The organism is Pseudomonas sp. 3B-A001-10F (assembly GCF_056313565.1).
The window spans coordinates 1-26,089 of record NZ_JBQYFW010000011.1; the positions used below are offsets into that span (position 1 = coordinate 1).

Consider the following 26,089-nt stretch of genomic DNA (forward strand, 5'->3'; position numbering starts at 1 on the left):
ATTATTACAATCGGATCAGGCTGCACAGTCACAACGGATATCGGACTCCGGTAGCAATGGAAGCCTTGGCAGCATGAGAAATGACCTAAACCCTATAACCGTGTCCAGTATCGTTTGACCAGATCACAGGGTTCACACCGTGTGAGCGGATTTCTGTCGCGATCAAAATCTGCGTTCGACTCGGTATCTCAGGTCGGCGTACCTCGACCATTCACCTCGGTCAGTTCCCTCTCCCTTTGGGAGAGGGCTAGGGTGAGGGGCTGTTCTGGCTCACTCCACCGTCTCAAGCTCACGACGCAACGCCACCGAGTTCTGCGAAGACATCGGGATTGGCGGAAAATCCTCGTTCAAGACGCACAAATGGTCGATGGCATCTTCAAACATCGAATCGGCTTTCTTGCGCAGCGCGCGGTATCGCTCAAACTGTTCAATGTCCAGATCGGCCACGTCGAGCAGCGCATTGGCTGCGCGGTTGAGGGTGTGGGCGTTATCGAACAATTGACGATTGCGTTCCAGAGCCAGTGCTCTGCAAGCCTTGATTTGCGCAGGAGTCGAGCATTCTTTCATGACCGTGACCTTAATCTTCAAGGATTCCGTTTCATAGGCGTAGCGCCGCAGGGGAACCGAACCTGCCGGGCCCCGCCGGACATATCCGGCGAGGGGGTATGCTTGTGACTGCCGGCCATTAATCAGGGATCCATTTTTTTATAGAAAAAAATTCGATCAATTCGCCGAATAAATCCGCAAATCAAAAATCAGTTTTTTTGTTTTTTGCGCTGTTCGTAACGGGCGAGGATCGGTTGCGTGCTAATGCCGTGGAGCAAGATGCTCAGCGCCACCACCGACAAGGTCAGATCGGTACACAGGCTGGCCACCGTGTCGGTCAATCCGTGGTTCAAGGCATAAAACAGATAGAACAGGCTGCCGATACCGCGAATGCCAAACCAGCCGATCAACAGCCGTTGCCTTCCTTTGAGCAGTGCGCCCCAAGGCATCAGCGCGACGCAGGCTGGGCGGATCAGGCAGAACAGCACGCCGCCCACCAGCAACGCCCGCCAGTCCCAGTGCGCCACCAGCACCACGCCGAGCAGGGTCACCAGAAATACTTCCATCGCGCGCTCGACCAGACTGCCGAACGACAGCATGTCGCCCATCATGATCCCGGCGGCGACCTGGCTGCTTTCCAGCCGTTCGGTGTCGCCGTGCACCGCGTGCTGCGGTTCGACGTTCTGATGACCGACCACCGGCTGCACCAGGTGCTCGGCGGGCGGTTGCCCGGCGCCGGTGGATTTGACTTCGACCTGACGCAGGCCCAACCCGGCAGCGAACACCGACAGAAAACCGTAGCCGCCAATCGCCTCGGCAACGACATACGCCAGGGCAATCAACGACAACGCCAGATAATCATTCGGGCTGAGCGTGCTGTCGTCATTGTGAATACGCAACGACAGGGTCACGCGGCCGATACCACGGCCCATCCAGTAACCGGTGAGCAAGCCTGCGGGCACCGCCCACAACAAACTGCGCAAGACCCAGCCCTGCCACTCGGCGGCAGAGCCATCACCGTGAATCAACAACAAGCCGAGAATCACAAACGGAAACGCCACCCCGTCATTCAGCCCGGCCTCACCCGAAAGGCCGAAACGCACGCTGTCGACATCCCGCGCATCATTGACCTGCACCAGCGCCGCCAGCACCGGGTCGGTGGGCGCCAGCATCGCCCCGATCAACAACGCCGGCCCCCACGGCAAGCGCAAAGCAAAATGCAGCAGCAGGCACACCCCGGCGATGGTCAGCACCATTACGGGGCCGGCGAGGCCGAAGGCGATTCGCCAACGCTTGTCGCGCAGCGGCAGGCGCAATTTCAGGCCGCAGACGAACAGAGAGAAGAGCACCGCGACTTCTGTCAGGTGCTCCATCCACAGCGAGGCGTCTTCCAGGGATAGTTTCAGCAGATCAAGGCCACTGGGGCCAATGCCAATTCCCAACAGCAAACAAACCGCCGAGGTGGTCACCGGCATCCAGCGCAGGTATGACGACGTCAGTGCCAGGGTCAGCAGCACGGCGCCGAGTACGGCGACCCACACGATAAAACTCATGATCTGCCGCCCTCAAATGTTTGATGTGACGGCAATCGCACCGTGTTCAATGGGCCTTCAGTTTTACTGTAGGCGTTGGCGAAGGCGTCATCACAACATCGGTTTGCCACCGGTCACGCCATAGCGCTGGCCGGTGATGTAACTGGCTTCGTCCGAGGCCAGCAACACGTAGATCGGCGCCACTTCCACCGGTTGGCCGGGGCGGCCGAGCGGGGTGTTGCCGCCGAAGTTCTGCACTTCTTCATCGGGCATGGTCGAGACGATCAGCGGCGTCCAGATTGGCCCAGGTGCCACGCAGTTCACGCGGATTTCCTTTGGCCCGAGCATCTGCGCCAGACCGCCGGTGAAGTTGGCGATCGCGCCTTTGGTCGTGGCGTAGGCGAGCAGGGTGGGTTTGGGCATGTCCGAGTTGATCGAGCTGGTGTTGATGATCGACGAACCGGCGCGCATGTGTTTTATCGCGGCCTGACACAAGCGGAAGATCGCGGTGATGTTGACGTCGAAGGTCATCACCCATTCGTCGTCGGGGATTTCTTCGAAGGTTTCGTGGGTCATCTGGAACGCGGCGTTGTTGACCAGCACATCAATGCGGCCGAAGCGTTCCACGGTCTTGTCGACCAAGGCCTGGCAATGGGCCTTTTGCGCAATATCGCCGGGTAATAGCAGGCACTGGCGCCCGGCCTGCTCGACCCAGCGCGCGGTTTCCTGGGCGTCTTCGTGTTCATTCAGATAGGCGACCGCAACGTCGGCGCCTTCACGGGCGAAAGCAATGGCCACGGCGCGGCCGATACCGCTGTCGGCGCCAGTAATCAGAGCGATCTTGCCGGCCAGTCGTCCGGAGCCGACATAGCTCTGCTCGCCGCAATCGGGATAGGGCTGCATCTTGCCCTGGGCGCCGGGCACGGTTTGGGCTTGTGCGGGGAAGGGTGGTTTTGGATAGTCGGTCATCGCGGGTCTCCGAGGTCTCAGGGCAGGTATGGGTGGTTGACCCGGGGTGTTTGCCGTGAGTTCGATCGGATTTCCAACGATGATTTTGCGTGAACATACATCCCCTGTAGGAGTGTGGCTGCTGGCGATAGCATCCTGACATTCAACATCATTGTTGACTGAAATACCGCTATCGCGAGCAGGCTCACTCCTACAGGGGGATGTGGTGTTCTCAGATAATGCGCTGTGTCAGGGCGCGCTCCATGCGGGCGGTACCTTCTTCCAGCAGCGAACGCGGGCAGCCGAAGTTCAGACGCACGAACTGCTGGTGTTGATCGCCGAAGTCCAGACCGGCGCTGAGGCCAACCTTGCCCTGCTCAAGGAAGAACTGCTGCGGGTTGTCCAGGTCCAGCGCCGAGCAATCCAGCCACGCCAGATAGGTGCCCTGCGGCACATTGATGGTCACGCCCGGCAAGCGGTTGCGCACCGCTTCTACCAGCCAGTCGCGATTGGCTTGCAGGTAGGTTTTCAGCTCGGCCAGCCACGGCCCGCCTTCGCTGTAAGCCACGCGGGTGGCTTCCATGCCCAGCGGGTTGACGCTGTCGACCATGCCGCAACGGGCGTGATTGACGCGTTCGCGCAGGGCGGCGTTTTGGATGATCATGAACGAGGTCTTGAGGCCGGCGATGTTGTAGGCCTTGCTCGCCGACATCAGCGTGATGGTGCGCTCGGCGATCTCCGCGCTCAGCGACGCCGTCGGAATATGTACGCGACCGTCGAAGCACAGCTCGGCGTGGATTTCGTCGGAGATGATCCAGGCGTCCTGCGCCGCACAGATGTCGGCCACGGCTTGCAGCTCGTCACGGCCAAACACCTTGCCGATCGGGTTGTGCGGGTTGCTCAGCAACAGCGCGCCACCGCCGTTCAGCGACTCACGCAATACGTCCAGCGGCGTCAGGTAAGTGCCGTCAGCCTGCGCGACGAACTCCAGTTCAACCTTGTTCAAGCCCCAATGCCCCGGCGCGTGGCGCAGTGGCGGGTAGTTGGGCACTTGCACCACGACGTTCTGCTGTGGCTGCACCAGCGCTTTCAAAGCCATGTTGAAGCCCGACTCGACGCCCGGCAGGAAGATCAGCTCTTGCGGTTTGACCTTCCAGGAAAACTTGCTCCAGAGGTCGGCGACGATGGCGTCACGCAAGTTGTCCTGCGCCACGCTGTAGCCCACCAGCGGATGCAGCAAGCGTTGTTGCAGCGCCTCGATCACCACCGGCGGCGCGGCGAAATCCATATCAGCGACCCACATCGGCAACACGTCGGCCGAATAGCGGCTCCACTTGGTGCTGCCGGTGTTGTGGCGGTCGAATACCTGATCAAAATCGAAAGTCATGCGCGGTCTCGTGAAGGCGGGTTGTTCATGGGCGCCATGATAAGCCGCAACCCCTGTAGGAGCGAGCCTGCTCGCGATGGTGGTCTGACATTCAGCATTTGAGCAGGCTGACCCACCGCGATCGCGAGCAGGCTCACTCCTACAAAGAGCGGTGTGAATGCAGTGCCGACAAACGGCCGACGGTCGGTTTTCACACAGATCGTGTGGTCATTGTCTACAGTGAAAAAGTCGGCAGACGTTTGCCGCAACCGTGATTGTCCAGATAAAACCCGGCACCAGTACCGGGTTCCACCTGATCAGGAGTGCACGATGGATCTCAGCCGTCGTCAGTTCTTCAAGGTCGCCGGTATCGGCCTTGCAGGCTCTAGCCTGGGCGCGTTGGGCATGGCCCCGACGCCAGCCTTCGCCGAGCAGGTGCGCCACTTCAAGCTTGCCCACACCCATGAAACCCGCAACACCTGCCCGTATTGCTCGGTCGGTTGCGGGTTGATCATGTACAGCCAGGGCGATGCCGCGAAGAATGTCGCGCAAAGCATCATTCACATTGAGGGCGACGCCGACCACCCGGTCAACCGCGGCACCCTCTGCCCGAAAGGCGCAGGCCTTCTCGATTTCATTCACAGCCCCGGCCGTTTGCTCTACCCGCAAACACGCAAGCCCGGCAGCAGCGAATGGACACGAATCAGTTGGGACGAAGCGCTTGATCGCATCGTCGACCTGATGAAAGCCGACCGCGATGCCAATTTCATCGAGAAGAATGCCAACGGGCAAACGGTGAATCGCTGGCTGAGCACAGGGTTTCTCGCCGCATCGGCGGCGTCCAACGAAGCCGGCTACATCACCCAGAAGGTGATTCGCAGTCTTGGCATGCTGGGGTTCGATAACCAGGCGCGTGTCTGACACGGCCCGACGGTGGCAAGTCTTGCCCCGACGTACGGCCGTGGTGCCATGACCAATACTTGGACCGATATCGCCAACGCGAATCTGATCCTGGTGATGGGCGGGAACGCAGCAGAAGCGCATCCGTGCGGCTTCAAATGGGTGACCGAGGCCAAGGCGCACAACGCTGCGCGGCTGATCGTGGTTGATCCGCGTTTTACCCGGACCGCGTCCGTGGCCGACTATTACGCGCCGATCCGCACCGGCACCGACATCGCCTTCATGGGCGGGTTGATCAATTACCTGCTGACCGAGGACAAGATCCAGCACGAATACGTGCGCAACTACACCGACATGTCGTTCATCGTCAGAGCAGGCTACGGCTTCGAAGACGGGATCTTCAGCGGCTACGACGCGGAGAAACGCAGCTACACCGACAAATCCGGCTGGGGTTACGAGATGGGCGACGACGGTTTCGTCAGAGTCGACCCGACCCTGCAAGACCCGCGCTGCGTCTATCAACTGATGAAGCAGCATTACAGCCGCTACACCATCGACCTCGCCAGCCAGATCTGCGGCATGCCGGTCGATGCCATGCAGAAAATCTGGGAAGAGATCGCCACCTGCTCGACGCCGGGCAAGACCATGACGATTCTCTACGCCCTCGGCTGGACGCAGCACTCGATCGGCGCGCAGATCATTCGCAGCGCGGCGATGGTGCAATTGCTGCTAGGCAATGTCGGCATGCCCGGCGGTGGGGTGAACGCCTTGCGCGGTCACTCGAATATTCAGGGCCTGACCGACCTTGGCTTGCTCTCCAATGCGCTGCCGGGCTACCTGACACTGGGCAGCGACACCGAGCAGGATTACGCCCAGTTCATCCACAAACGCACGCAAGTCCCGCTGCGGCCGGGGCAATTGTCCTATTGGCAGAACTACAGCAAATTCCACGTCAGTCTGATGAAGTCGTGGTACGGCGCCAACGCCACTGCCGAGAACAATTGGTGCTACGACCATTTGCCGAAGCTCGACATCCCCAACTACGACGTGCTGAAAATGTTCGACCTGATGAGTCAGGGCAAGGTCAACGGCTACTTCTGTCAGGGCTTCAACCCGATCGCCGCGTTGCCGGACAAGAACCGCGTGATGGGCGCCTTGGCGAAGCTGAAATGGCTGGTGGTGATGGACCCGCTCGCTACCGAAACCTCGGAGTTCTGGCACAACGTCGGGCCGTACAACGACGTGAAAAGTGCCGAGATCCAGACCGAAGTCATTCGCCTGCCCACCACCTGTTTTGCCGAAGAGGACGGCTCACTGGTCAACAGCAGTCGCTGGCTGCAATGGCACTGGAAAGGCGCCGATGGCCCGGGCGAAGCGCAGACCGACATTCGCATCATGAGCGAGCTGTTCCTGCGCCTGCGCAAGCGCTATCAGGCCGAGGGCGGCAAATTCCCTGATCCGCTGCTGAAACTGACGTGGCCGTACAAGATCCCCGACGAGCCTTCGCCGGAAGAGCTAGCCAAGGAAATCAACGGCAGCGCCGTGGCAGATTTCACCGATGCCACCGGCGTCGCGGTCAAGGCCGGCTCGCAACTGGCAGGTTTCGGCTTGCTCAAGGATGACGGCAGCACCGCGTCCGGTTGCTGGATCTTCGCCGGCAGCTGGACCGAGGCCGGTAACCAGATGGCCCGCCGCGACAACGCCGATCCGTACGGCATGCATCAGCATCTCGGCTGGGCGTGGGCCTGGCCGGCCAACCGGCGGATTCTCTACAACCGCGCTTCGGCGGACGTCGCCGGCAAACCGTGGGACCCGAAAAAACGCTTGGTGTGGTGGAACGGCAAGGCCTGGGGCGGCACCGATGTGCCGGACTACAAGGCTGATGTGCCGCCGGAAGCCGGGATGAACCCGTTCATCATGAACCCCGAAGGCGTGGCGCGGTTCTTCGCCGTCGACAAGATGAACGAAGGGCCATTTCCCGAGCACTACGAGCCGTTCGAAACACCGATCGGCATCAACCCGTTGCACCCGCAAAACAAGAAAGCCACCAGCAACCCGGCGGCGCGGATCTTCGATTCGGTCTGGGAAACCCTTGGCGAGGCCAAGGACTTCCCGTACGCCGGCACCAGTTACCGGCTCACCGAGCATTTCCACTTCTGGAGCAAGCACTGCAAGTTGAACGCGATTGCCCAGCCTGAGCAGTTCGTCGAAATCGGTGAAGTGCTGGCGAAAGAGAAGGGCATCGCTGCCGGTGATCGTGTGCGCGTCAGTTGCAAGCGCGGCTTTATCGAAGCGGTGGCGGTGGTGACGAAAAGGATCCGGCCGCTGCAGGTCAACGGCCAGGTCGTGCATCAGATCGGCATCCCGCTGCATTGGGGGTTCACCGGCCTGACGCGTCACGGTTACCTGACCAACACCCTGGTGCCGTTCCTCGGCGATGGCAATACCCAGACCCCGGAATCCAAGTCATTCCTGGTCAACGTGGAGAAACTGTAAATGGCCAGCCAAGACATCATTGCCCGCTCGGCCACTACCACGGTGCCGCCGTCGGTGAGGAATCAGGAAGCGGTGGCGAAGCTGATCGACACCACCAAATGCATCGGCTGCAAGGCCTGTCAGGTCGCCTGCTCGGAATGGAACGAGCTGCGCGACGAGGTCGGCCACAACCACGGCACCTACGACAACCCGCAGGATCTGAGCGCAGAAACCTGGACGTTGATGCGTTTCACCGAACACGAAACCGACGCCGGCAACCTTGAGTGGCTGATCCGCAAGGACGGCTGCATGCACTGCGCCGAACCCGGTTGCCTGGCGGCGTGCCCGAGTCCCGGCGCGATCATCAAGCACGCCAACGGCATCGTCGATTTCGATCAGGATCACTGCATCGGTTGCGGCTATTGCATCACCGGTTGCCCGTTCAACATTCCGCGCATTTCGCAAAAGGATCACAAGGCCTACAAGTGCACCTTGTGTTCGGACCGCGTGGCGGTAGGGCTGGAACCGGCCTGTGTGAAAACCTGCCCGACTGGCGCCATCGTCTTCGGCACCAAGGAAGACATGAAGGAACACGCCGCCGAGCGCATCGTCGACCTGAAAAGCCGTGGCTTTGAAAACGCCGGTCTGTATGACCCGGCAGGCGTTGGCGGCACGCACGTGATGTACGTGCTGCACCACGCCGACACGCCGAAAATCTATGCTGGTTTACCGCAAGATCCGGCAATCAGTCCGTTGGTGGGCCTGTGGAAAGGCATCAGCAAACCCTTGGGCCTGCTGGCCATGGGCGCGGCGGTGCTGGCCGGGTTCTTCCATTACGTGCGCATCGGCCCGAATCGCGTCGAAGAGGATGAACATCCGACGCCGCCCGACACCTCGGTGCATGTCGTCGATCCGGCGGTGCACACCTTCGATCCACGCGGGGAGGACCGGCCATGAGCAACAAGACGATCCTGCGTTACACCGCCAACCAGCGCACCAATCACTGGCTGGTGGCGATCCTGTTTTTCATGGCCGGGCTGTCCGGGCTGGCGTTGTTTCATCCGTCGTTGTTCTGGCTGAGCAACCTGTTTGGCGGCGGGCCGTGGACGCGGATTCTGCATCCGTACATGGGCGTGCTCATGTTCGTGTTGTTCCTCGGTCTGGTGTTGAATTTCTGGCGGGCGAATTTTTTCATCAGCAACGACGGTAAATGGCTGCGGCGCATTGATCGGGTGCTGATCAATGACGAAGAAAGCGTGCCCCCAGTGGGCAAATACAACGCCGGGCAGAAGCTGCTGTTCTGGACTTTACTCCTGTGCATGCTGGGTTTGCTGTTCACCGGACTGGTGATCTGGCGCGCCTGGTTCAGTGCGTATTTCGGCATCACCGTGATCCGCTGGGCAATGCTCCTGCATGCGCTGGCCGGGTTCATTCTGGTGCTGAGCATCATCATTCACATCTACGCCGGGCTGTGGATCAAGGGTTCGGTGGACGCGATGATGCACGGCTGGGTCAGCCGCGCCTGGGCGAAGAAACACCATGAACTCTGGTATCGCGACATCACCCGCGATGAACGCCAACCGGACGTGCCGGAACGACCGATCACCAAAAAGGGCTGACGTTTGCCAACCATTCTTGAACCTGGGGAAATCGAAGCGGCGGCCAGTTCGCCGCCGTTTCTGCATCTGCCGCCTTCGAACCTGTTTGCGCTGCGGGCTGATCGGCTGGAACAACTGGCCGAGGGGCATGCGCTGGCTGAATACCTGCGACTGATTGCCGGATTGTGCCGGGTGCAGCAGCAGGTGTTTGATGATCCGCCGCTGACGGCGCCGTTCGATCAGCAGCGGATCGAGGCTTGTCAGCAGCATGGTTTGCCGCCGTTTGCGGCGGACACGTTAGTGCGTGAAGAGGGTTGGCAGGCTTATCTCGATGCTTTGTTGCAGCGCTATGCGCCGGTTGAACAGCCTGCTGTCGTCGACGCGGTGGACACTTTGCGCGCCGCCAGTCCCGGCCAATTGCGCGCGTGGGCTGTGGCGTTGGTCAGTGGCCAGTATTCGCTGGTGCCGGCGCAACTGGTGCCGTTTCTTGGCGCGGCGCTGCAAGTGGCGTGGAGTCACTGGCTGCTCAGCGCGGCGAATCTGCAACTGAAACCCGGCGACAGCCTCAGCCAATGCCCGGCCTGTGGTTCACCGGCCATGGCCGGGGTGATCCGCCATCGCGGCAAGCACAACGGTCTGCGTTATCTGGTGTGTTCGCTGTGTGCCTGCGAATGGCATGTGGTGCGGGTCAAGTGCGTGTACTGCGAGTCAAGTAAGGGGCTGGATTATTTCAGCCTTGAGGACGATCGCCATGCGGCCAATCAGGCGCCGATAAGGGCGGAGGTCTGTCCGGGTTGTAACAGTTATCTGAAACTGGTTTATCTGGAAAACGATGCCGATGCGGAGGGGTTGTCGGCGGATCTCAGCAGTTTGTTACTGGACATGCGTCTGGCCCAGGACGGTTATCAGCGCCTGGCGCCTAATCTATTACTGGCCCCCGGAGACGAATGACTACAACGTCTACACTCTTGCGCAGTGAACTGTCTTCAGGAGTGGCTGATGTCCCTGCGGTTACCTTCCATTGATGGTGTGTTACGTCATCCGGCCTGTGTGCCTTTGCTTGAGCGTCACGGGCGTGAATCACTGCTGGCGGGTTTGCGCCAGTTGCTCGATGAACTGCGCCCCGGTGTGTTGAACGGGCAATTGTCAGCCGTCGAAATCAGCCCTGAAGTGCTCGCTGGCCGCGTCAGTGAACGTCTGGTCCAGCAACAGCGCAGCCACGTGCGCCGGGTCTTCAACCTCACCGGCACGGTGCTGCACACCAACCTCGGCCGGGCCTTGTTGCCCGACGAAGCCATCGAAGCGGTGCAAATGGCCGCACGTTATCCGCTCAATCTGGAGTTCGATCTGGCCAGCGGCAAGCGCGGTGATCGCGATGACTTGATCGAAGGGCTGATCCGCGAACTGACCGGCGCCGAAGCCGTCACCGTGGTCAACAATAATGCCGCCGCCGTGCTGCTGACGCTCAACAGTCTGGGCGCGCGCAAGGAGGGCATCATTTCCCGTGGCGAGCTGATCGAAATCGGCGGCGCCTTCCGCATCCCCGACATCATGGCCCGCGCCGGCGTGCGCCTGCATGAGGTCGGCACGACCAATCGCACCCATGCTCGCGACTACGAAGCGGCGATCAACCCTCGTAGCGGTTTGATCATGCGTGTGCACGCGAGCAATTACAGCATCGAAGGGTTTACCGCGCGGGTGCCGACTGCGGAATTGGCCGAGTTGGCCCATCGGCATGGCTTGCCGTTGCTGGAAGATCTGGGCAGCGGCAGCCTGTTGGATCTGACCCGCTGGGGTTTGCCGGCCGAACCAACGGTGCGGCAGGCGCTGCTGGACGGCGCGGACATCGTCACCTTCAGCGGCGACAAATTGCTCGGCGGCCCGCAGGCCGGGTTGATTGTCGGGCGCAAAGAACTGATCGCGAAGATCAAGAAGAATCCGTTGAAACGCGCGTTGCGGGTGGACAAGTTGACCTTGGCGGCACTGGAGGCGGTGCTCGGGTTGTATCGCGATCCTGATCGCCTCGCTGAGCGTCTGCCGAGCTTGCGTCTGCTCACCCGGCCGCAGGCAGATATCTTTGTTCAGGCCTCACGCTTGCAGCCCTTGCTGGCTGAAATCTTGGGGTCGGTTTGGCAGGTTAGCGCAGTCGAGGCCTTGGGCATGATCGGCAGCGGCAGCCAACCGGTGGCGCGTTTGCCGAGTGCGGCATTGTGTATGCGCCCGCAAGTCTCCAAGCGTTTGCGCGGGCGTTGCTTGCTGAATCTGGAAGCGGCGTTGCGCGCGTTGCCGATCCCCGTGCTTGGGCGGATTGACGACGATGCACTGTGGCTGGATCTGCGTCAGCTCGACGATGAACCGGCGTGGCTCGCGCAATTGTCACAGTTGCAGGTCGAGTCGTGATCGTCGGCACGGCAGGGCACATCGACCACGGCAAGACGTCGCTGCTACAAGCGCTGACCGGACAAACCGGCGACCGCCGCCCGCAGGAACGTGCACGCGGCATGACCATCGACCTCGGTTATCTCTACGCCGAACTGGAACCGGGCGCGGGGCTGACCGGGTTTATCGACGTCCCCGGCCACGAGAAATTCACCCACAACATGCTCGCCGGCGCGCAAGGCATCGACTTGGTGTTGCTGGTGGTCGCTGCCGATGACGGCGTGATGCCGCAGACCCGCGAGCATCTGGCAATTGTCGAATTGCTTGGCATCCCGCGCGCCGTGGTGGCGATCACCAAATGCGACCGCGTCGAGGCGGGCAGGGTGGAAGCGGTTCAGCGGCAGGTGCTGGATCTGCTTGAGACCGGGCCGTTTGCCGAAGCGCCGATCGTGCTTGTGTCGAGCGTGACCGGGCAGGGCGTTGATGATTTGCGCGAGACGTTATTGCAGACGCAACGTGAAGTACTGGAGCGCAGTTGCGAAGGTGGTTTTCGCCTGGCCATCGACCGCGCGTTCAGCGTCGCCGGTGCGGGGATTGTCGTGACCGGCACGGCATTGTCGGGGGCGGTGGTTGTCGGCGACAAGCTCAGCCTCGGGCCTTCGGGCAAATCGGTACGAGTGCGCGGCCTACATGCGCAGAACCAACCCGCCGAACAGGCCTTCGCCGGGCAACGGGTGGCGTTGAACCTGACCGGCGAGCGCCTCGAACTGGCGCAGATCCATCGCGGCCAGTGGCTGCTGAGCGAGTGGCTGCACGCGCCGACGCAACGGGTCGACATCGACTTTCAACTGCTGCCCGGCGAACGCACCTTCGAACACTTTCACCCGGTGCACGTGCACCTCGGCACGCAGGATGTTATCGCCCGGGTGGCCTTGCTCGAAGGTCCGCGCTTGATTCCCGGCGAACGCATGTTCGCGCAACTGCTGATCAATGCGCCGGTGCACGCGGTGAAGGGCGATCGACTGATCCTGCGCGACCAGAGCGCGCAACGCACCTTGGGCGGCGGCCAGGTCCTCGACCCGTTCGCCCCGGCACGGCAACGCCGCAGCCCTGAACGTCTGGAGCAATTGCGCGCTTTGGTCTCGGGCGATGAGTTCGAACAGGTCTTGCCCGTGCTGCTCAATTACGGCGCCGGTGGCCTCGACCCGCAGCGCCTGGAACGCCAATTCAATCGCCCGCGCTCGACTTGGGCATTAGCGGAAAACGTCCGCCTCATCGACACCCGTCAAGGCCCGGTGCTGTTCAACGTGCAGCGCTGGGCACAGCTGAAGTTCACCCTGTTGGAGCAACTGACGCAGTTCCATGAACTGGAACCCGACCAGATGGGGCCGGATCGCGATCGCTTGCGGCGTTTCAGTGGATTGGCGCTGGAGCGTGCGACGTTTGTCAGTTTGCTGGATGAATTGCTCGCGGCCGGCTCGATCCAGGCAAGTGGGCCGTGGCTGCACCTGCCGGATCATCAGGTGCGCCTGAATGCCGAGGATGAAAGTCTCTGGCTAGGGCTGCAGCCGTTGTTTGAACAGGCCGGTTTCGACCCGCCGTGGGTGCGTGATGTGGCCAACGTCCTGGGGCAGGACGACGCCGTCGTGCGCTTGTTGCTGCGTAAACTGGCGCGTTTGGGTTTGATGCATCAAGTCGTGCGCGACCTGTTCTTGAGTGACGTACAACTGCGTCAAATGGCCGACGTGCTGCTCAAACTCGCCAGCGAAAATCCGCAGATCCAGGTGACAACCTTCCGCGATGCGCTAGGCTTGGGACGCAAACGCTGTATTCAGTACCTCGAATATTTCGACCGCGTCGGCCTGACCCGACGCATCGGCGAATCCCGCCAGATCCGCCCCGACAACGCGCTGGCTAACGCCTGCGCACAATGAGTTCAAGGAAGGCAATCGCGCCCGGTGGCGCGGCCGGGCTTCAAACCCGGTTGGGGACGGCATCCGTTCCCGGGCAGGTTCGACTCCGGCTGCCTTCCGCCAGTTTTTCCTCCGGACCTCCCCGATCCAGTGTTGATTGATCGTTCCCACGCTCCGCGTGGGAATGCAGCCCGGGACGCTCTGCGTCCCATCCAGAGCCGAACGTGGAGCGTCCGTTGAGGCATTCCCACGCAGAGCGTGGGAACGATCTGTATCCCCGCTACTGCGGTAATTCCAGATTATCCATCACCCGATTCACCGCCAGTTCGCCGAGCATGATCAGTTGCGCGATCCCCAACAGCGTCCTGCGCTGCGACGCGGGTACGAGATGGGCAAAATCATGGGCGATGGTTCTGGCGGAGGCGAGTGTTTCGCTGGCATCAGCCAGTAGTTCCTCGTTTTTGAAGTCTGCGGTAACGGCGTACATTCGGCGGGTTTTACGGGGCGGCGGGGTGGATCCGGGTGGGCAGAGGTAGTGATCGAGCGCGCGTTCGGCGGCGTCGTTGAGCTTTTTTGAATCGAGGGATTCGTAGGGGGAAGCGAGGTCGGTTTCGGGTGGGTTGGGTGTTGGTTTTATCATGGTGAAGCTCCTTGAGATGTGGAGCCGTCATTCCATCGCTGCTAAACGGATAGGGTGGCGGCTGTACGCGGGTTAGCAGACCAGGCTCAAGGATCCCGGCGCACCGAAGTGCCCCACGCAAAGCCGCCATAACGTAATGGCGATACTCGCGTGCCTTGAAATTTGCCGAGCTGCTAAACCCGATCGCTGATTCGTCAGCGACGGCACCACAATAGAACCCGCCCCCAAGGCGCACAAGCCGGCGGATTCTGGCGTAGCTGTAGGCAATGGCGCAAGAATTTGTAGCCTGAAAGGCGTGTCTTGAGATTTCTTTTAAACACTCCAGTTTAAAAGGCGAAAAGTCGGGGGGGCTTATTGTGTGGTGAGTTCAAAGTTGTCAAATACCAGCGCTTCAGAGGAGTCGGGGATGACGATGATGCTATATATGTTGTCGTGATTGAATACGAGTTGATCTGCTCTTACTCCTCTATTGAGTTGCAAGATTCTTGAGTCCAATAAAAATCCGGTGTCATCGCGAACTTCGACTCTGTGATTACCAAAGTCAACGTGTGTGTACCAAAAACTGACCCGCGAACACGTTCTGCCAAAATTAAACTCGGTTTTTGCTGCGTTTATCGCGAAGTGCCTGCCGTCTATTTTTGCTGGAAAGTAGTTCTCGCCTTCAGTCGTTTCAATTGCCCAAGCGATAGCGGCTGACGAGGTTTTCCTGGTTGTGATTGTAATGTTGGGTGTTATGAACTCTCCCTCCTCAGTACTAACGAAGGGAGGAAATGAGTTAAAGCTTTCTGTTAATTGGAGGATTAGTCTCTGGACCCTGTACACGCGTGTCGGAGTGCTCACGGCTTCTGAACGGTCTGATGTTCCATTAGAGTTGATCATGAGTTTGACGCGAAGATCGCTGCCGTGTTGCAGGGTTTTCAACCATTTAACGGGGATTGGCCATTCGAAATCGCCAATTAGCTTAATCGGTTCCCCATTGGGTTCGGTGCACGTAATGGCTTCGCCTTTATCGCTAATCCCTTCATACACGCCCCACACCGTTTGCCCGTGTGTTTGATGTAACCATTTAACGGATTGTAGTAGGTCGCGACTCAGTAACTTTGTCACATCCAGAGAATTACTCGTTTCACCAGCAATACATGGTGTTGGCAACCGCGAATCTCCATCGGCAATCTTCAATATACTGAACGTCGCCACTGGCGATTTCCCGGCCTGTGCGTTATTGCGATTCAAATTCCAGCGAAATCCAATATTCTCTCCATGTCGCGCCGCCATAAACGGCGTGCTCAACACGGTATCCACCTGTTTTTCGCTGTTGAACTCCACCAACGGAAACTGCGGCGAGCCTGCTGGTGGATTGACTTCTACCTGACGTGCGCGATCTGCTTTCCGTGCATCGCGATACTCGATGCGGATCTTTACCCCATTTGGATAGGCCAGCACATCAATCGGCTCAACGGCGTCCACCAGAAACAGTGGTAACAACTTAATCGGAGGCGCGTCGGTCACAGTCGCGGTAGCTGTATTGGAACTCCCCACCAGATCGCCATCCGGCTTGCGCAGTTCGTAGGTTGCCGTGACGCTACTGCCAGCGAAAACCTTGTCATTGGGTACCTCAAGGAACAGGGTTTGTTTCACTCCGAACCGATCTGCTTCGACTTTGCTGCTAATGGTCACCACCACAGCGGCGGGTTGCCCTGTGTTAGTTGCGGTATAGGTCGCGATGACGTCGTAGCCCACGACAAAACGCTTATCGTCCGTCAGAACGACCAGTAGCAGCGGCCCATCCGCCAGTTTCTCCAGGTCGATGGTTTCCGCGTCGTCACCGGGATAGTCTTCTTTGCGTTCCAGCAGGATCGGCTTGTCCAACAACGAACCATCCAGATCCTCATTCACCGCCACCGCAGCGGACCATACCGCATCGGGATCCGCTCCATTGCGCAGTTGATCGGTCACGGTGTAGGAAAAGTTGAGGACCTTGTTCTGGCGTTTCGCTTTGTCGAGAAACTCACGCTCCACCGTGAAGCAGACGGTCGTTGGCACTTCGGTGCCCGGGTTCGGTGGTTCGGGGGCCTGATCCTTGCTGACCGGGAAGGTCTCTATTTCGCCGTTGCACTTCAGGCTGATGGTGTCGTAAGCGCGGCAGTAGGGATAACTGAAGCAGACGGGCGCGCTGACGAAGTCTTTGCCGACGCCTTGTTTAATGAGGTCGGACAAGTCCAGGTCGAGTTCGGAGTGGCCGTCGATTTGGGGAAAGCGATCCTTCAGGCCGGGGCGGACGCGGTTATAGAGAATTTCCAGCGATGGTGTGGAAGTGCCGATGTTGTCGCTGCCACGCCTGACGGTGTAGTACATCTTGTTGACCTTGTCCGGATGCAGGCGCCCCTTAGTCCGTAACTGGGTTTTCGCGTTCGGATTTGTAATGGTCTCGCTATCCAGTGTCGCCGATTCACCCTCAAGCCAAAGCTCCATGACATCGCCGGGGTCCATGGTGCCCGACAGCGGCGGATCGACGATAACAACGGCACCTTTACCGTCGGCGACCAGATCAGAGGCCACCAGGGGCACGCCGATGTGTGCACCTACCACGGGCGTGGTCTGGCCGTTGACCTTTGGCGGGTACAGGACGAGGACGGTGTTGTCCGGCGGGGTTGAGGTGGTCATGGATGAGGCTCCTGCGTGTTGGGAACGGGCAGGGGTTATCAGAGCGCTTAATTGAGAATTGCGCACCTGTCAGATCTGACAGGTGGCGACGAGTGGTCATCGGCGCGAGCGTCAAAAGCAAAAGATCGCAGCCTTCGGCAGCTCCTACACCGATCTATGGAGCTGCCGAAGGCTGCGATCTTTTGAACTAAAAAGCGGGAAAGCTTCGTCGTGCCCCGTTTAGCCGTTTGTGTTGGCTGTGAGATTGCCTTTGCGAGCAGGCTCGCTCCCACAGGTTCGCCGGGGTGAACACAGGTTTGTGATCGATCCCGATCACTGTGGGAGCGGGCTTGCCCGCGAAGACGTCAGTCGCTGCACCGACTTATTCAAGGCTTGGTACAGAACCGTGCTACTGCGGCAACTCCAGATTATCCATCACCCGATTCACCGCCAGCTCCCCCAGCATGATCAGTTGCGCGATGCCCAACAGCGTCCGTCGCTGCGACGCGGGTATGAGGTGGGCGAAATCATGGGCGATGGTTCTGGCTGAGGCGAGGGTTTCGCTGGCATCGGCCAGCAGTTCCTCGTTTTTGAAGTCTGCGGTGACGGCGTACATCCGGCGGGTTTTACGGGGCGGCGGGGTGGAGCCGGGTGGGCAGAGGTAGTGATCGAGGGCGCGTTCGGCGGCGTCGTTGAGCTTTTTTGAATCGAGGGATTCGTAGGGGGACGCGAGTTCGGTTTCGGGTGGGTTGGGCGTTGGTTTGATCATCGGTAAAGCCTCTAGAGTAATGAAGCTGCCACCGTTCGCTGCTAACGAAGGAGGTGGCGGCTGTACGCGGGTTAGCAGACCAGGACTCTAGAACCCGGCGCACCGAAGTGCCCCACGCAAAGCCGCCATAACGGCAATGAACTTTGTGCGTCTAGAGAAAAACCCGGGCTGCTAAACCCGATCACTGATAATCAGCGACCGCACCACAATAGAACCCGCCCCCAAGGCGCACAAGCCGGCGGATTCTGGCGTAGCTGTAGGCAATGGCGCAAGAATTTGTAGCCTTGAAGGCGTGTCTGGAGGTGTCTTTTAAACACCAGAGTTTAAAAGGCGATTTGCGCTGATTTCACTGGCCCCTTCGCGAGCAGGCTCGCTCCCACAGGTTCGGCGGTGTAAACACAGCCTGATGATCGACGCAGAAACCTCTAGGAATGAGCCTGCTCGCGATAACGGCGTATCAGTCAGCATGAATGTTGCTGAAAAGACGCTATCGCGAGCAGGCTCACTCCTACAGGGGATAGCGTTTCAAATCGGGATGGGGTAGTGGGTTAGAAACCAAGTGGGTACTGGATGACCACGTAGATACGGTCAATGTCATCGCCGGCCTGCGCTTCATTGGCTCGATGTGAAACATGCGACACCTGCACCGACAGATCCTTCGCCGCGCCCGATTGCACGACGTATTTCAAATCGATATCGCGCTCCCAGTGCTTGCCACCATCGCCTTGCTGTGGCTGATAACTGCCGCTGTCAGGATCGAACGGGTTGTACGCGCCACCCTTGGGCGCGTGGGTGCCGTCGATGTGGCTACCGCTGACGTAGCGGGTCATGAACTTCAGGCCGGGGATGCCGAAGGCGCCGAGGTCGAGGTCGTAGCGCGCTTGCCAGGAGCGTTCGTTGGCGCCGTTGAAATCGGCGTATTTGATCGAGTTGGCGAGGTAGATCGAGTCGCCGCCGACGAAATCGAACGGTGTGTCGCCATTGATCTTTTGCCAGCCGAGCATCACCGCGTGCGGGCCGAAGGCGTATTTGCCGGAGAGGCTGAACGCGGTGTTGTCGATGGCGCCAGCCAGCGCCCGGCCGGTGTCGCGGGTGTGGTAGAGGTTGGCGTCGAGTAGCACGCCGGACTGTTTGAAGTGCAGATTGCCGTAGTACTGATGCCAGGTGTCGCTCAGGTCGGAGGCATACAGCGCGCCGCCCACTGGGCTGTCGGTGAACAGATCGGCGCCGAGAAAACTGATCCCACCGGCCTCGGTATTGGCGCCGTAGCCATAGAAATCGCCTTTGCCGGATGAGCTGTCCTGATTCTTGAACGCGGTGAAATGCCCGGCCACCAGATTGATGTGGTCGAACTCGGCGCTGTTGAGCAGAAAACCGGTGGCGTACTCCGGTTGCAGGCGTTTGTCGGAGGTGTCGAATACCGGGGTTTCCACGGTCATTTCACCGAAGGCGAGGGTGGTGCGCGAGGCTTTCAGCTTGAGTGCGCCGCCTGCGCTGGAGTAATCGTTTTCGCTGCGGCCATCGCTGTCGACCGGCAGCAGACCGGTGCCGGAATGGCCTTTGCCGCCGTCGAGTTTGAGCCCGGCGAAGGCGTGGGCATCGATGCCAAAACCGACCGTTCCGGCGGTGAAACCAGATGAGAAAGTGCCGATAAAACCTTGAGCCCACTCCTGTTTGTAGTTTTTGCCGGAGGGTGAGGGCGAGCGGTAGTCGTTGCTCAGGTAGAAGTTGCGGCTGAGGATTTCGCTTTTGGCATCGTCGAAGAAACCGCTGGCGTGGGCGCTGGTGGTCAGACCGCAGAGCAGCGCGAGGAGGGTGAGACGCGAAGGGGCGCGGTCGATCATGGTCGGTGGCCAGCGGCAATTAAGGTGGCTGGGATGATCGCGGGAATGTAGGGCAGGGGATTGAGCGGATGTGCTGAATTTGCGGGGCTACACAAAACCTGTGGGAGCGAGCTTGCTCGCGAAGGCGGTACATCAGTCAACATTTTTGCCGGCTGATAAACCGCTTTCGCGAGCAAGCTCGCTCCCACAGGGTTCTGGGCTGAATGAGGGTTTTGTGGCGGGAGCAAAAATCTGCGTCAGCGATGGCGGTGTGTCGGGCAACATTTTTGTTGCCTGACACACCTTTTGATCGCGTTACGACAATGGCGGCGTGCGCGGCGGGACCTGGCGTTTGCTGCCGGTCGATTCAAACGCGGCGGCGAAACGCAGCAGGTTCGAGTCGTCGTAAGCGCGGCCAGCGAAGGTCAGGCCCACCGGCATGCCGATGTCGGCCATCACGCCCATCGGCACGGTGACGGTCGGCACGCCGAGGTGACGGATCGCCAGGTTGCCGTTGGCCACCCAGATGCCGTTGCTCCAGGCGATGTCGGCCGACGCCGGGTTGACGTCCGCGTCTGCCGGGCCGACGTCGGCAACAGTCGGGAACAGCACGGCATCGAGGCCCAGCGTGTCCATCCAGTCTTCGAGGTCGATGCGTCGGGTTTGCTCCAGGCCGCGCAGGCCGTCAGGCACGGTGCCGATTTCATTCCACGGGGTGATGCCGCGCTCGGCCATGCGCACGTACTCATCCATGCCGGCAGCCAGATCGCCTTCACGGTTGGGCAGGGTGCCCGGGTCGTGCGGGAAGATTTTCGGCCCGTCGACGTCGACCAGACGATTGAGTTTCGGATCGCCGTTGGCTTGCAGGAAGTCGTCGAACGCCCATGCGGTCAGGTCCCACAGCTCATGGTGCAGGAACTCTTTGGAGACCAGCCCCCGAGTGAACACGGTTGGCGCGCCGGGGCGATCGCCTTCGCAGTTGGAGACCAGCGGAAAGTCGGTTTCGATGACTTCGGCACCGGCCGCTTCGAGGGCTTGGCGCGCTTGCTTCCACAAGTCGATCACCGAGGCGCGGGTGTTGATGCGCTGGCCGGTCGGGCCACCGATGCCCGGGGCTTCGCTGGTGCCGGCTTCAGGGTCGGCATTGATGAACATACGCGGGACGGCGAAACGCTTGCCGGCCAGCGCTTTGGCGTCGGCAGCCAGATCGGCGTAAGCGGCGGGGCGCACCTCGTTGACGCTCGGGATCGGCACCCACGGTTGCAGACGCCAGAGGTCGCCACGGGTGTCCGGGTCTTCGGCGACGACGATGTCGAGGACTTCGAGCAGATCGGCCATGGTCCGCGCATAAGGCACGACGACGTCCATGGTCGGGGTCAATGGCCAGTTGCCGCGTACCGAGATCACCCCGCGCGACGGGGTGTAGGCGCACAAGCCGTTGTTCGACGCCGGGCCACGCCCGCTCGACCAGGTTTCTTCAGCCAGACCAAACGCGGCAAAACTCGCGGCTGTGGCGGTACCGGCACCGTTCGACGAACCGGAGGCAAATGGCGCGGTGAGGTAATTGGCGTTGTAAGGACTTTCGGCGCGACCGTAGACGCCACGTTGCATGCCGCCATTGGCCATCGGCGGCATGTTGGTTTTGCCCAGGCAAATCGCCCCGGCCGCGCGCAGACGTTCAATGGTGAAGGCGTCGCGATAAGCGACCAGATCGGCGAAGGCCGGGCTGCCGGACGCTGCAGTGAGGCCTTTGACCAGATAGCTGTCTTTGGCGGTGTAGGGGATGCCGTCGAGCGGGCCGAGGGTTTTGCCTTCGGCACGACGGGCATCGGACGCCCGGGCTTCGTTCAACGCTTCAGGGTTGCGCACGACCACGGCGTTCAGCGCCGTTGGGGTGTCGGCGCCATCGTAGGCATCGATACGTGCGAAATATGCCTGCACCAGTTCGACTGCGGTGGTCTGGCCGGACTCGAGCGCGGCGCGCAGTTGGGCAATGGAAACTTCGGTGACTTCGATCATGCGCTCACCGCTGTTTGAATTTGAGTGTTTTTCCTGGAGTTGGTGTTCATATCGGTTCTCGTTGCACAGCTATAAGCGACAAGGTTAAGACTGGCGCCTATTTAACACCAAGCGGCGTGCGGAGTAATCGGCGGGATCAATCTGCCACCGATTTTCTCTCCGGCCGGCCCCTTCGCGAGCAAGCTCGCTCCCACAGGGAATGCATTTCAAATTTGCAGCCAAAGAGCCAAGTGGAATGCATTCCAAATGTGGGAGCGAGCTTGCTCGCGAAGGCGTCAGCCCGGCCAACCTATCACTTCAGCCGATCACAGCACCCCGTACTCCCGCGCCGTCCGATCCACCGCAATCCGCGTCTTGTCGACCAGCTCATCCAGCTCCGCGCGCGTGGCCACCAGCGCCGGGGCCATGATCATCCGCCCCAGTGTCGAGCGAATGATCAAGCCTTCCTCAAAGCCAATCGTGCGGCAACGCCAGGCGATATCGTTTTCATTGGCAAAACGCTTGCGCGTCGCTTTGTCCTCAGCAAACTGCAACGCCGCCACCAGCCCGACGCCCTGAATCTCACCTACCAGCGGGTGATTGCCAAACACTTCGCGCAGGCAATTTTGCAGGTACGGCCCGGTATCGGTTTTCACCCGGGTGACCACGCCTTCATCGCGCAAGGCCTTGAGGTTGGCAATCGCCACGGCAGCCGCGACCGGGTGCCCGGAATAGGTCAGGCCGTGGGCAAATACGCCACCTTTCTCGACCAATGCTTCAGCCATGCGCCGCGACAGAATCAAGCCACCCATAGGGATGTAACCCGAGGTCAGGCCCTTGGCGATCGATAATGTGTCGGGTTCAAAACCAAATGCCTGATGGGCGAACCATTCACCGGTGCGACCAAAACCGCCAATCACCTCATCCGCACACAACAACACATCGTATTGACGGCAGATACGCTGGATTTCCGGCCAGTACGTCGCCGGCGGAATGATCATCCCCCCCGCACCCTGAAACGGTTCGGCGACGAACGCGGCGACCTTGTCGGCGCCTAGCTCAAGAATCTTGTCTTCCAGTTGCCGCGCCGCTTGCAAGCCGAATTCTTCCGGGCTGAGATTACCTTCATGGGCGAACCAGTACGGCTCATCAATGTGCGCGACATCGGGAATGGTCCCGCCCATCTCGTGCATGAATTTCATCCCGCCCAACGCCGTCGCGGCCAGGGTCGAGCCGTGGTAGCCGTTCCAGCGGCCGATCATGATTTTCTTCTCGGGCTTGCCCATCACCTGCCAGAACTTGCGCACGGTGCGGATCAGCACTTCGTTGGCTTCGGAGCCGGAGTTGGTGTAGATCGCGTGGCTGTAGTGCTTGGGCAACAGGCTGAAGAGCAGTTCGGACAGCTCGATCACTGCCGGGTGAGTGGTGTGGAAGAACATGTTGTAGTAAGGCAGTTGTTCCAGCTGTGCGGTCGCGGCGGCGGCGAGATCCTTGCGCCCGTAGCCGAGGTTGGTGCACCACAGGCCGGACATGCCATCCAGATAACGCTTGCCGTCGTTGTCCCACAATGCCAAGCGATTACCGCTGACCATCACCCGCGGACCTTCCTCGTTGAGGGCCTTCTGATCAACGAACGCGTGGATGTGGTGAGCGGCGTCAGAGGCTTGGTAATCGCGGGTACTGCGGGTCGAATCGAGTTCGGCGGACATGGCGGATCTCCAGAGCAAAGGGCAAGTGAGTGAGCTGGTTGCAGCGCTGCACGGAGAAAGTTTTGTCATCTAAAAATATTTTTGTAAAGAAAATATTTGTCGGTGAAAAAAGATAACCGTAGGCTGACGGCCATTGGCAAGGATCAACAGAGGCAACATGAGCGGACTCAGAGAACGGCAGAAGGAACAGCGCCGGCAGGTGATTGCCGAGGCGGCGCTCGAGTTGTTCAAACGCAACGGTTTTGCGGCTACCACGCTGGACCAGATCGCCGTGCAGGCGGGGGTTTCCGCCCCCACCGTGGTCAACTATTTCGGCGGCAAGCAGGAGATTCTGCTGGCCTTGCTCAAGCAACCAGACGAGCAAGCCATGCGCGAGGCGCGGGCGAATCTCGACGATGCCAGTGATCCGCTGGAAGCGCTGTGCGAGTTCGAAGGGCTGATGACCGATTACCAGCTACAAGCGATGCCGGCTTCGTTGTGGCGAGAATTGGCGCCGTTCCTGCTGACCGGTGAGTTGGCTGAGGCGATGAGCCCGTGGAATGCCGCCGTGATCGAAGAGACCAAAGCGCTGCTTTTGCATTTCCAGCAAGCGGGAAAAGTGCGCGAATCGATCGATCTCGATGTGGTGGCGACGCTGTTCAACCAATACGCAAACATGGCGTTCATTCGCCTCGCCACGCAGGAAGTCCCGGATCGGGCCGCGCACGCCTTGCACATGCGCGGGGTTTTGAATCTGTTGTGTCACGGCATGCTGGAGCGCTAAGGCTAAAAGACGATGAGCTGGAAGTGGACTAGGCTCACAGCGGTTCAACGCTGGCCCAATCAGGAGAGCCGACATGGAAGACAAACCGCTGATAACGTTTCAGAGTTCCAGAGCATTGCTCGACGTGCTCATTCGCGCGGGTCTGATCACCGTTCTGGTGCTGTTCTGCTACGACATTTTCCATCCGTTTCTCAATGTCATGCTGTGGGCGCTGATCCTGGCCGTCACGCTGTATCCGTTGAATCAGGCTCTGGGCACGAAACTCGGTAATCGCTACGGTTGGGCGGCAATCATTCTGGTGCTGCTGGGCCTGGTGATTCTGATGCTGCCGTTGAGCCTGCTGGGCGCTTCGATCGCCGATTCGATCAAGGGCAGCATGCACACGTTCGAAGCGGGGCAGTTCGAGATACCGCCGCCACCGGCCAGTGTTGAAGGCTGGCCGTTGATTGGCGCGCCGCTTTACGGCATCTGGATGCATGCGTCACAGGATCTGAGCTGGGTGTTTCAGGAGCTGGCGCCACACCTCAAGGACTGGAGCAAAGTGGTGTTGCATCAAGCCGCCGGCGTCGGCGCAGGCATCGTGGTGTTTGTGATTGCCTTGATCGTTGCCGGGTTGATCATGCACCAAGGCGAGCGCGGCCACCGCACAGCGGTGGCTGTCACCACACGCATTTCCGGGCCGGTGCGCGGCCCGCAGATCGCCGAACTGTGTACGGCAACCATCCGCGCCGTGGCGCAGGGCGTGGTTGGTATCGCCTTTATTCAGATGCTGCTGGTTGGCGTGGCACTGGTGGTCATGGGCGTACCGGCGGCCGGCATTCTTGCCTTGATGGTGTTGCTGCTGGGCATCACCCAATTGCCGGTGTTGCTGATCACGCTGCCCATCGTGATTTATGTCTTCGCCGTGGACGGGGTCAGCGCCAGCACGATTATCTTTGCGGTGTGGATGGCGATTGCCGGGCTTGCCGACAACGTGCTCAAACCGATGCTGCTGGGACGCGGCGTCGCGGTGCCGATGCCAGTAGTACTGATCGGCGCGCTCGGGGGCATGGTCACCAGCGGCATTATTGGTTTGTTCACCGGGCCGGTGATTCTGGCGGTTGGCTATGAATTGTTCATCGGCTGGGTGTATCAACCGGCCGATATCACCGAGCTTCTGGAGAGCCAGCGCAAAGAAAGTCTGCCGTGACACTCATCCCTCTCGCTGACGCATTGGCGTACACCTTAGCGGACGTCTAGGCTGGTCAGTCAGTCGCCCCTCGGGCGCAACGCCCACGCAGGGACAGGAGCGGAACCGATGAAAGCCCCAGCCAGTATTGTCTGCCTGATGTTCACACTGGTTCTCGCGCCGGGAGTCCGCGCCGAAGACCCGCCGGCGACGCCCCCTCACGCGGCCACCGATGATGCGCCGTTGATCAACCCGCAAGTGGTCGACAAGCTCATCGATATGGGTGATTACCTGCGCAGCCTGCCGAAATTCCAGGTCGACGCCCAAGTCTCGCGCGACACGGTTCTGGAATCCGGGCAGAAGATCAAGACCGAGTCCGCCAACACCCTGAAAGTGGTCGGCCATGATCGCCTGTATGCGAAAAGCGAAGGCGATGTGCGCACCCGCGAGTTTTTCTATAACGGCAAAAAACTCACCCAGTATTCGCCATACCTGAAGTACTACACCACCGTCGACGCCCCGGCCACAGTGGCGGAAACCCTGCACAAGGTCGAAAACTTCTACGGTGTGCAGGTGCCGATGGAGGATCTGTTTCTGTTCGGCAGTGATCAGTCGCAGATCGATGCCTTGAAAGCCGCGTTGTACGTGGGCCCGTCGGTCATCAAGGGTCAGCTCTGCGACCATTTGGCGTTTCGCCAGGAGGGCATCGACTGGCAATTGTGGCTGACCCGCTCCGACAAACCCTTGCCGTGCAAGCTGGTGATCACCACCACCGACGATAAGAGCTTCCCCGAGTACAGCGCGGTGTATCAGTGGAACCTCAAGCCGACCATTCCGGACACGCAGTTCACCTTCAAACCGGGCAAAGGCGATGTGGCGATTGCGTTTAAACAGGCCAGCGATCAGGGAGGGCAGTGAC

General features: G+C 60.1%; 19 protein-coding genes and 1 tRNA gene. 10 read left to right on the top strand and 10 right to left on the bottom strand.

Annotated features, from left to right (window positions below):
- Nucleotides 1-270 precede the first annotated feature (270 nt).
- The 4 genes from AC0ZWN_RS12570 to AC0ZWN_RS12585 all read right to left on the bottom strand — a co-directional run bounded on the left by AC0ZWN_RS12570 (nucleotide 271) and on the right by AC0ZWN_RS12585 (nucleotide 4,413).
- Nucleotides 271-567 (bottom strand): hypothetical protein, encoded by a 297-nt coding sequence (locus tag AC0ZWN_RS12570; RefSeq protein WP_141125586.1) that lies wholly within the window; start codon nucleotides 565-567, stop codon nucleotides 271-273.
- Nucleotides 568-755: 188 nt separating this feature from the next.
- Nucleotides 756-2,099 (bottom strand): cation:proton antiporter domain-containing protein, encoded by a 1,344-nt coding sequence (locus tag AC0ZWN_RS12575; RefSeq protein ID WP_116255482.1) that lies wholly within the window; start codon nucleotides 2,097-2,099, stop codon nucleotides 756-758.
- Between the two features lie 90 nt (nucleotides 2,100-2,189).
- A complete protein-coding gene (locus AC0ZWN_RS12580; protein WP_427120738.1) occupies nucleotides 2,190-3,047 on the bottom strand; it encodes a glucose 1-dehydrogenase in 858 nt (285 codons plus the stop codon).
- A gap of 211 nt (nucleotides 3,048-3,258) precedes the next feature.
- A complete protein-coding gene (locus AC0ZWN_RS12585) occupies nucleotides 3,259-4,413 on the bottom strand; it encodes a MalY/PatB family protein (RefSeq protein WP_476335247.1) in 1,155 nt (384 codons plus the stop codon).
- Nucleotides 4,414-4,722: 309 nt separating this feature from the next.
- Between AC0ZWN_RS12585 and fdnG the strand changes: the two genes are divergently transcribed.
- The 7 genes from fdnG to AC0ZWN_RS12620 all read left to right on the top strand — a co-directional run bounded on the left by fdnG (nucleotide 4,723) and on the right by AC0ZWN_RS12620 (nucleotide 13,780).
- A complete protein-coding gene (gene fdnG / locus AC0ZWN_RS12590) occupies nucleotides 4,723-7,788 on the top strand; it encodes a formate dehydrogenase-N subunit alpha (RefSeq protein ID WP_139213394.1) in 3,066 nt (1,021 codons plus the stop codon).
- Nucleotides 7,789-8,724, top strand: a complete 936-nt coding sequence (gene fdxH, locus AC0ZWN_RS12595) for a formate dehydrogenase subunit beta (RefSeq protein WP_093431371.1) — start codon at nucleotides 7,789-7,791, stop codon at nucleotides 8,722-8,724.
- A complete protein-coding gene (locus tag AC0ZWN_RS12600; RefSeq protein WP_476335249.1) occupies nucleotides 8,721-9,386 on the top strand; it encodes a formate dehydrogenase subunit gamma in 666 nt (221 codons plus the stop codon). The genes fdxH and AC0ZWN_RS12600 overlap by 4 nt, the downstream gene beginning before the upstream one ends.
- A 3-nt stretch (nucleotides 9,387-9,389) precedes the next feature.
- Nucleotides 9,390-10,316 carry a formate dehydrogenase accessory protein FdhE gene (fdhE, locus tag AC0ZWN_RS12605; RefSeq protein WP_476335251.1) on the top strand — a complete coding sequence of 309 codons (927 nt, stop codon included), beginning with the start codon at nucleotides 9,390-9,392 and terminating at the stop codon, nucleotides 10,314-10,316.
- A 45-nt stretch (nucleotides 10,317-10,361) separates the two neighbouring features.
- On the top strand, nucleotides 10,362-11,765 hold the full coding sequence (gene selA / locus AC0ZWN_RS12610; RefSeq protein ID WP_476335354.1) for an L-seryl-tRNA(Sec) selenium transferase: 1,404 nt from the start codon (nucleotides 10,362-10,364) through the stop codon (nucleotides 11,763-11,765).
- On the top strand, nucleotides 11,762-13,678 hold the full coding sequence (selB, locus tag AC0ZWN_RS12615; RefSeq protein ID WP_476335355.1) for a selenocysteine-specific translation elongation factor: 1,917 nt from the start codon (nucleotides 11,762-11,764) through the stop codon (nucleotides 13,676-13,678). Before selA ends, selB begins: the two co-directional genes overlap by 4 nt.
- A gap of 6 nt (nucleotides 13,679-13,684) precedes the next feature.
- A tRNA-Sec gene (locus tag AC0ZWN_RS12620) sits at nucleotides 13,685-13,780 on the top strand.
- 157 nt (nucleotides 13,781-13,937) lie between these two features.
- Here the strand turns inward: AC0ZWN_RS12620 and AC0ZWN_RS12625 are convergent.
- The 6 genes from AC0ZWN_RS12625 to AC0ZWN_RS12650 all read right to left on the bottom strand — a co-directional run bounded on the left by AC0ZWN_RS12625 (nucleotide 13,938) and on the right by AC0ZWN_RS12650 (nucleotide 23,239).
- Nucleotides 13,938-14,297, bottom strand: a complete 360-nt coding sequence (locus AC0ZWN_RS12625) for a DUF6124 family protein (protein ID WP_476335252.1) — start codon at nucleotides 14,295-14,297, stop codon at nucleotides 13,938-13,940.
- Nucleotides 14,298-14,648: 351 nt separating this feature from the next.
- A complete protein-coding gene (locus AC0ZWN_RS12630; RefSeq protein WP_476335254.1) occupies nucleotides 14,649-16,961 on the bottom strand; it encodes a hypothetical protein in 2,313 nt (770 codons plus the stop codon).
- Between the two features lie 388 nt (nucleotides 16,962-17,349).
- Nucleotides 17,350-17,709, bottom strand: coding sequence for a DUF6124 family protein (locus AC0ZWN_RS12635; protein WP_476335255.1), 360 nt, complete (start codon nucleotides 17,707-17,709; stop codon nucleotides 17,350-17,352).
- A gap of 548 nt (nucleotides 17,710-18,257) precedes the next feature.
- Nucleotides 18,258-19,553: an OprD family porin gene (locus AC0ZWN_RS12640; protein ID WP_476335257.1), complete on the bottom strand. Its 1,296-nt coding sequence runs from the start codon at nucleotides 19,551-19,553 to the stop codon at nucleotides 18,258-18,260.
- Between the two features lie 294 nt (nucleotides 19,554-19,847).
- On the bottom strand, nucleotides 19,848-21,551 hold the full coding sequence (locus tag AC0ZWN_RS12645) for an amidase (protein ID WP_476335258.1): 1,704 nt from the start codon (nucleotides 21,549-21,551) through the stop codon (nucleotides 19,848-19,850).
- 305 nt (nucleotides 21,552-21,856) lie between these two features.
- Complete coding sequence (locus AC0ZWN_RS12650) at nucleotides 21,857-23,239, bottom strand: aspartate aminotransferase family protein (protein ID WP_476335259.1); 1,383 nt, start codon at nucleotides 23,237-23,239, stop codon at nucleotides 21,857-21,859.
- A 157-nt stretch (nucleotides 23,240-23,396) separates the two neighbouring features.
- On the opposite strand from AC0ZWN_RS12650, the gene AC0ZWN_RS12655 reads away from it, so the two are divergent.
- The 3 genes from AC0ZWN_RS12655 (at nucleotide 23,397) to AC0ZWN_RS12665 (ending at nucleotide 26,088) form a co-directional block, all read left to right on the top strand.
- Nucleotides 23,397-24,002, top strand: a complete 606-nt coding sequence (locus tag AC0ZWN_RS12655) for a TetR/AcrR family transcriptional regulator (RefSeq protein WP_257355168.1) — start codon at nucleotides 23,397-23,399, stop codon at nucleotides 24,000-24,002.
- A gap of 73 nt (nucleotides 24,003-24,075) precedes the next feature.
- The gene (locus AC0ZWN_RS12660; protein WP_476335260.1) at nucleotides 24,076-25,191 is read left to right on the top strand and encodes an AI-2E family transporter; all 1,116 of its coding nucleotides are present in this window, start codon (nucleotides 24,076-24,078) and stop codon (nucleotides 25,189-25,191) included.
- A 108-nt stretch (nucleotides 25,192-25,299) separates the two neighbouring features.
- A complete protein-coding gene (locus AC0ZWN_RS12665) occupies nucleotides 25,300-26,088 on the top strand; it encodes a DUF2092 domain-containing protein (protein WP_320336733.1) in 789 nt (262 codons plus the stop codon).
- Nucleotide 26,089: the final 1 nt, after the last annotated feature.

Coding starts and splice junctions, on each gene's coding strand:
- AC0ZWN_RS12660 (WP_476335260.1), top strand. CDS start 24,076: ATGGAAGACAAACCGCTGATAACGTTTCAGAGTTCCAGAGCATTGCTC.
- AC0ZWN_RS12630 (WP_476335254.1), bottom strand. CDS start 16,961: ATGACCACCTCAACCCCGCCGGACAACACCGTCCTCGTCCTGTACCCG.
- AC0ZWN_RS12655 (WP_257355168.1), top strand. CDS start 23,397: ATGAGCGGACTCAGAGAACGGCAGAAGGAACAGCGCCGGCAGGTGATT.
- AC0ZWN_RS12650 (WP_476335259.1), bottom strand. CDS start 23,239: ATGTCCGCCGAACTCGATTCGACCCGCAGTACCCGCGATTACCAAGCC.
- AC0ZWN_RS12645 (WP_476335258.1), bottom strand. CDS start 21,551: ATGATCGAAGTCACCGAAGTTTCCATTGCCCAACTGCGCGCCGCGCTC.
- AC0ZWN_RS12570 (WP_141125586.1), bottom strand. CDS start 567: ATGAAAGAATGCTCGACTCCTGCGCAAATCAAGGCTTGCAGAGCACTG.
- AC0ZWN_RS12600 (WP_476335249.1), top strand. CDS start 8,721: ATGAGCAACAAGACGATCCTGCGTTACACCGCCAACCAGCGCACCAAT.
- AC0ZWN_RS12585 (WP_476335247.1), bottom strand. CDS start 4,413: ATGACTTTCGATTTTGATCAGGTATTCGACCGCCACAACACCGGCAGC.
- AC0ZWN_RS12625 (WP_476335252.1), bottom strand. CDS start 14,297: ATGATAAAACCAACACCCAACCCACCCGAAACCGACCTCGCTTCCCCC.
- AC0ZWN_RS12580 (WP_427120738.1), bottom strand. CDS start 3,047: ATGACCGACTATCCAAAACCACCCTTCCCCGCACAAGCCCAAACCGTG.
- AC0ZWN_RS12635 (WP_476335255.1), bottom strand. CDS start 17,709: ATGATCAAACCAACGCCCAACCCACCCGAAACCGAACTCGCGTCCCCC.
- AC0ZWN_RS12575 (WP_116255482.1), bottom strand. CDS start 2,099: ATGAGTTTTATCGTGTGGGTCGCCGTACTCGGCGCCGTGCTGCTGACC.
- fdxH (WP_093431371.1), top strand. CDS start 7,789: ATGGCCAGCCAAGACATCATTGCCCGCTCGGCCACTACCACGGTGCCG.
- AC0ZWN_RS12665 (WP_320336733.1), top strand. CDS start 25,300: ATGAAAGCCCCAGCCAGTATTGTCTGCCTGATGTTCACACTGGTTCTC.
- AC0ZWN_RS12640 (WP_476335257.1), bottom strand. CDS start 19,553: ATGATCGACCGCGCCCCTTCGCGTCTCACCCTCCTCGCGCTGCTCTGC.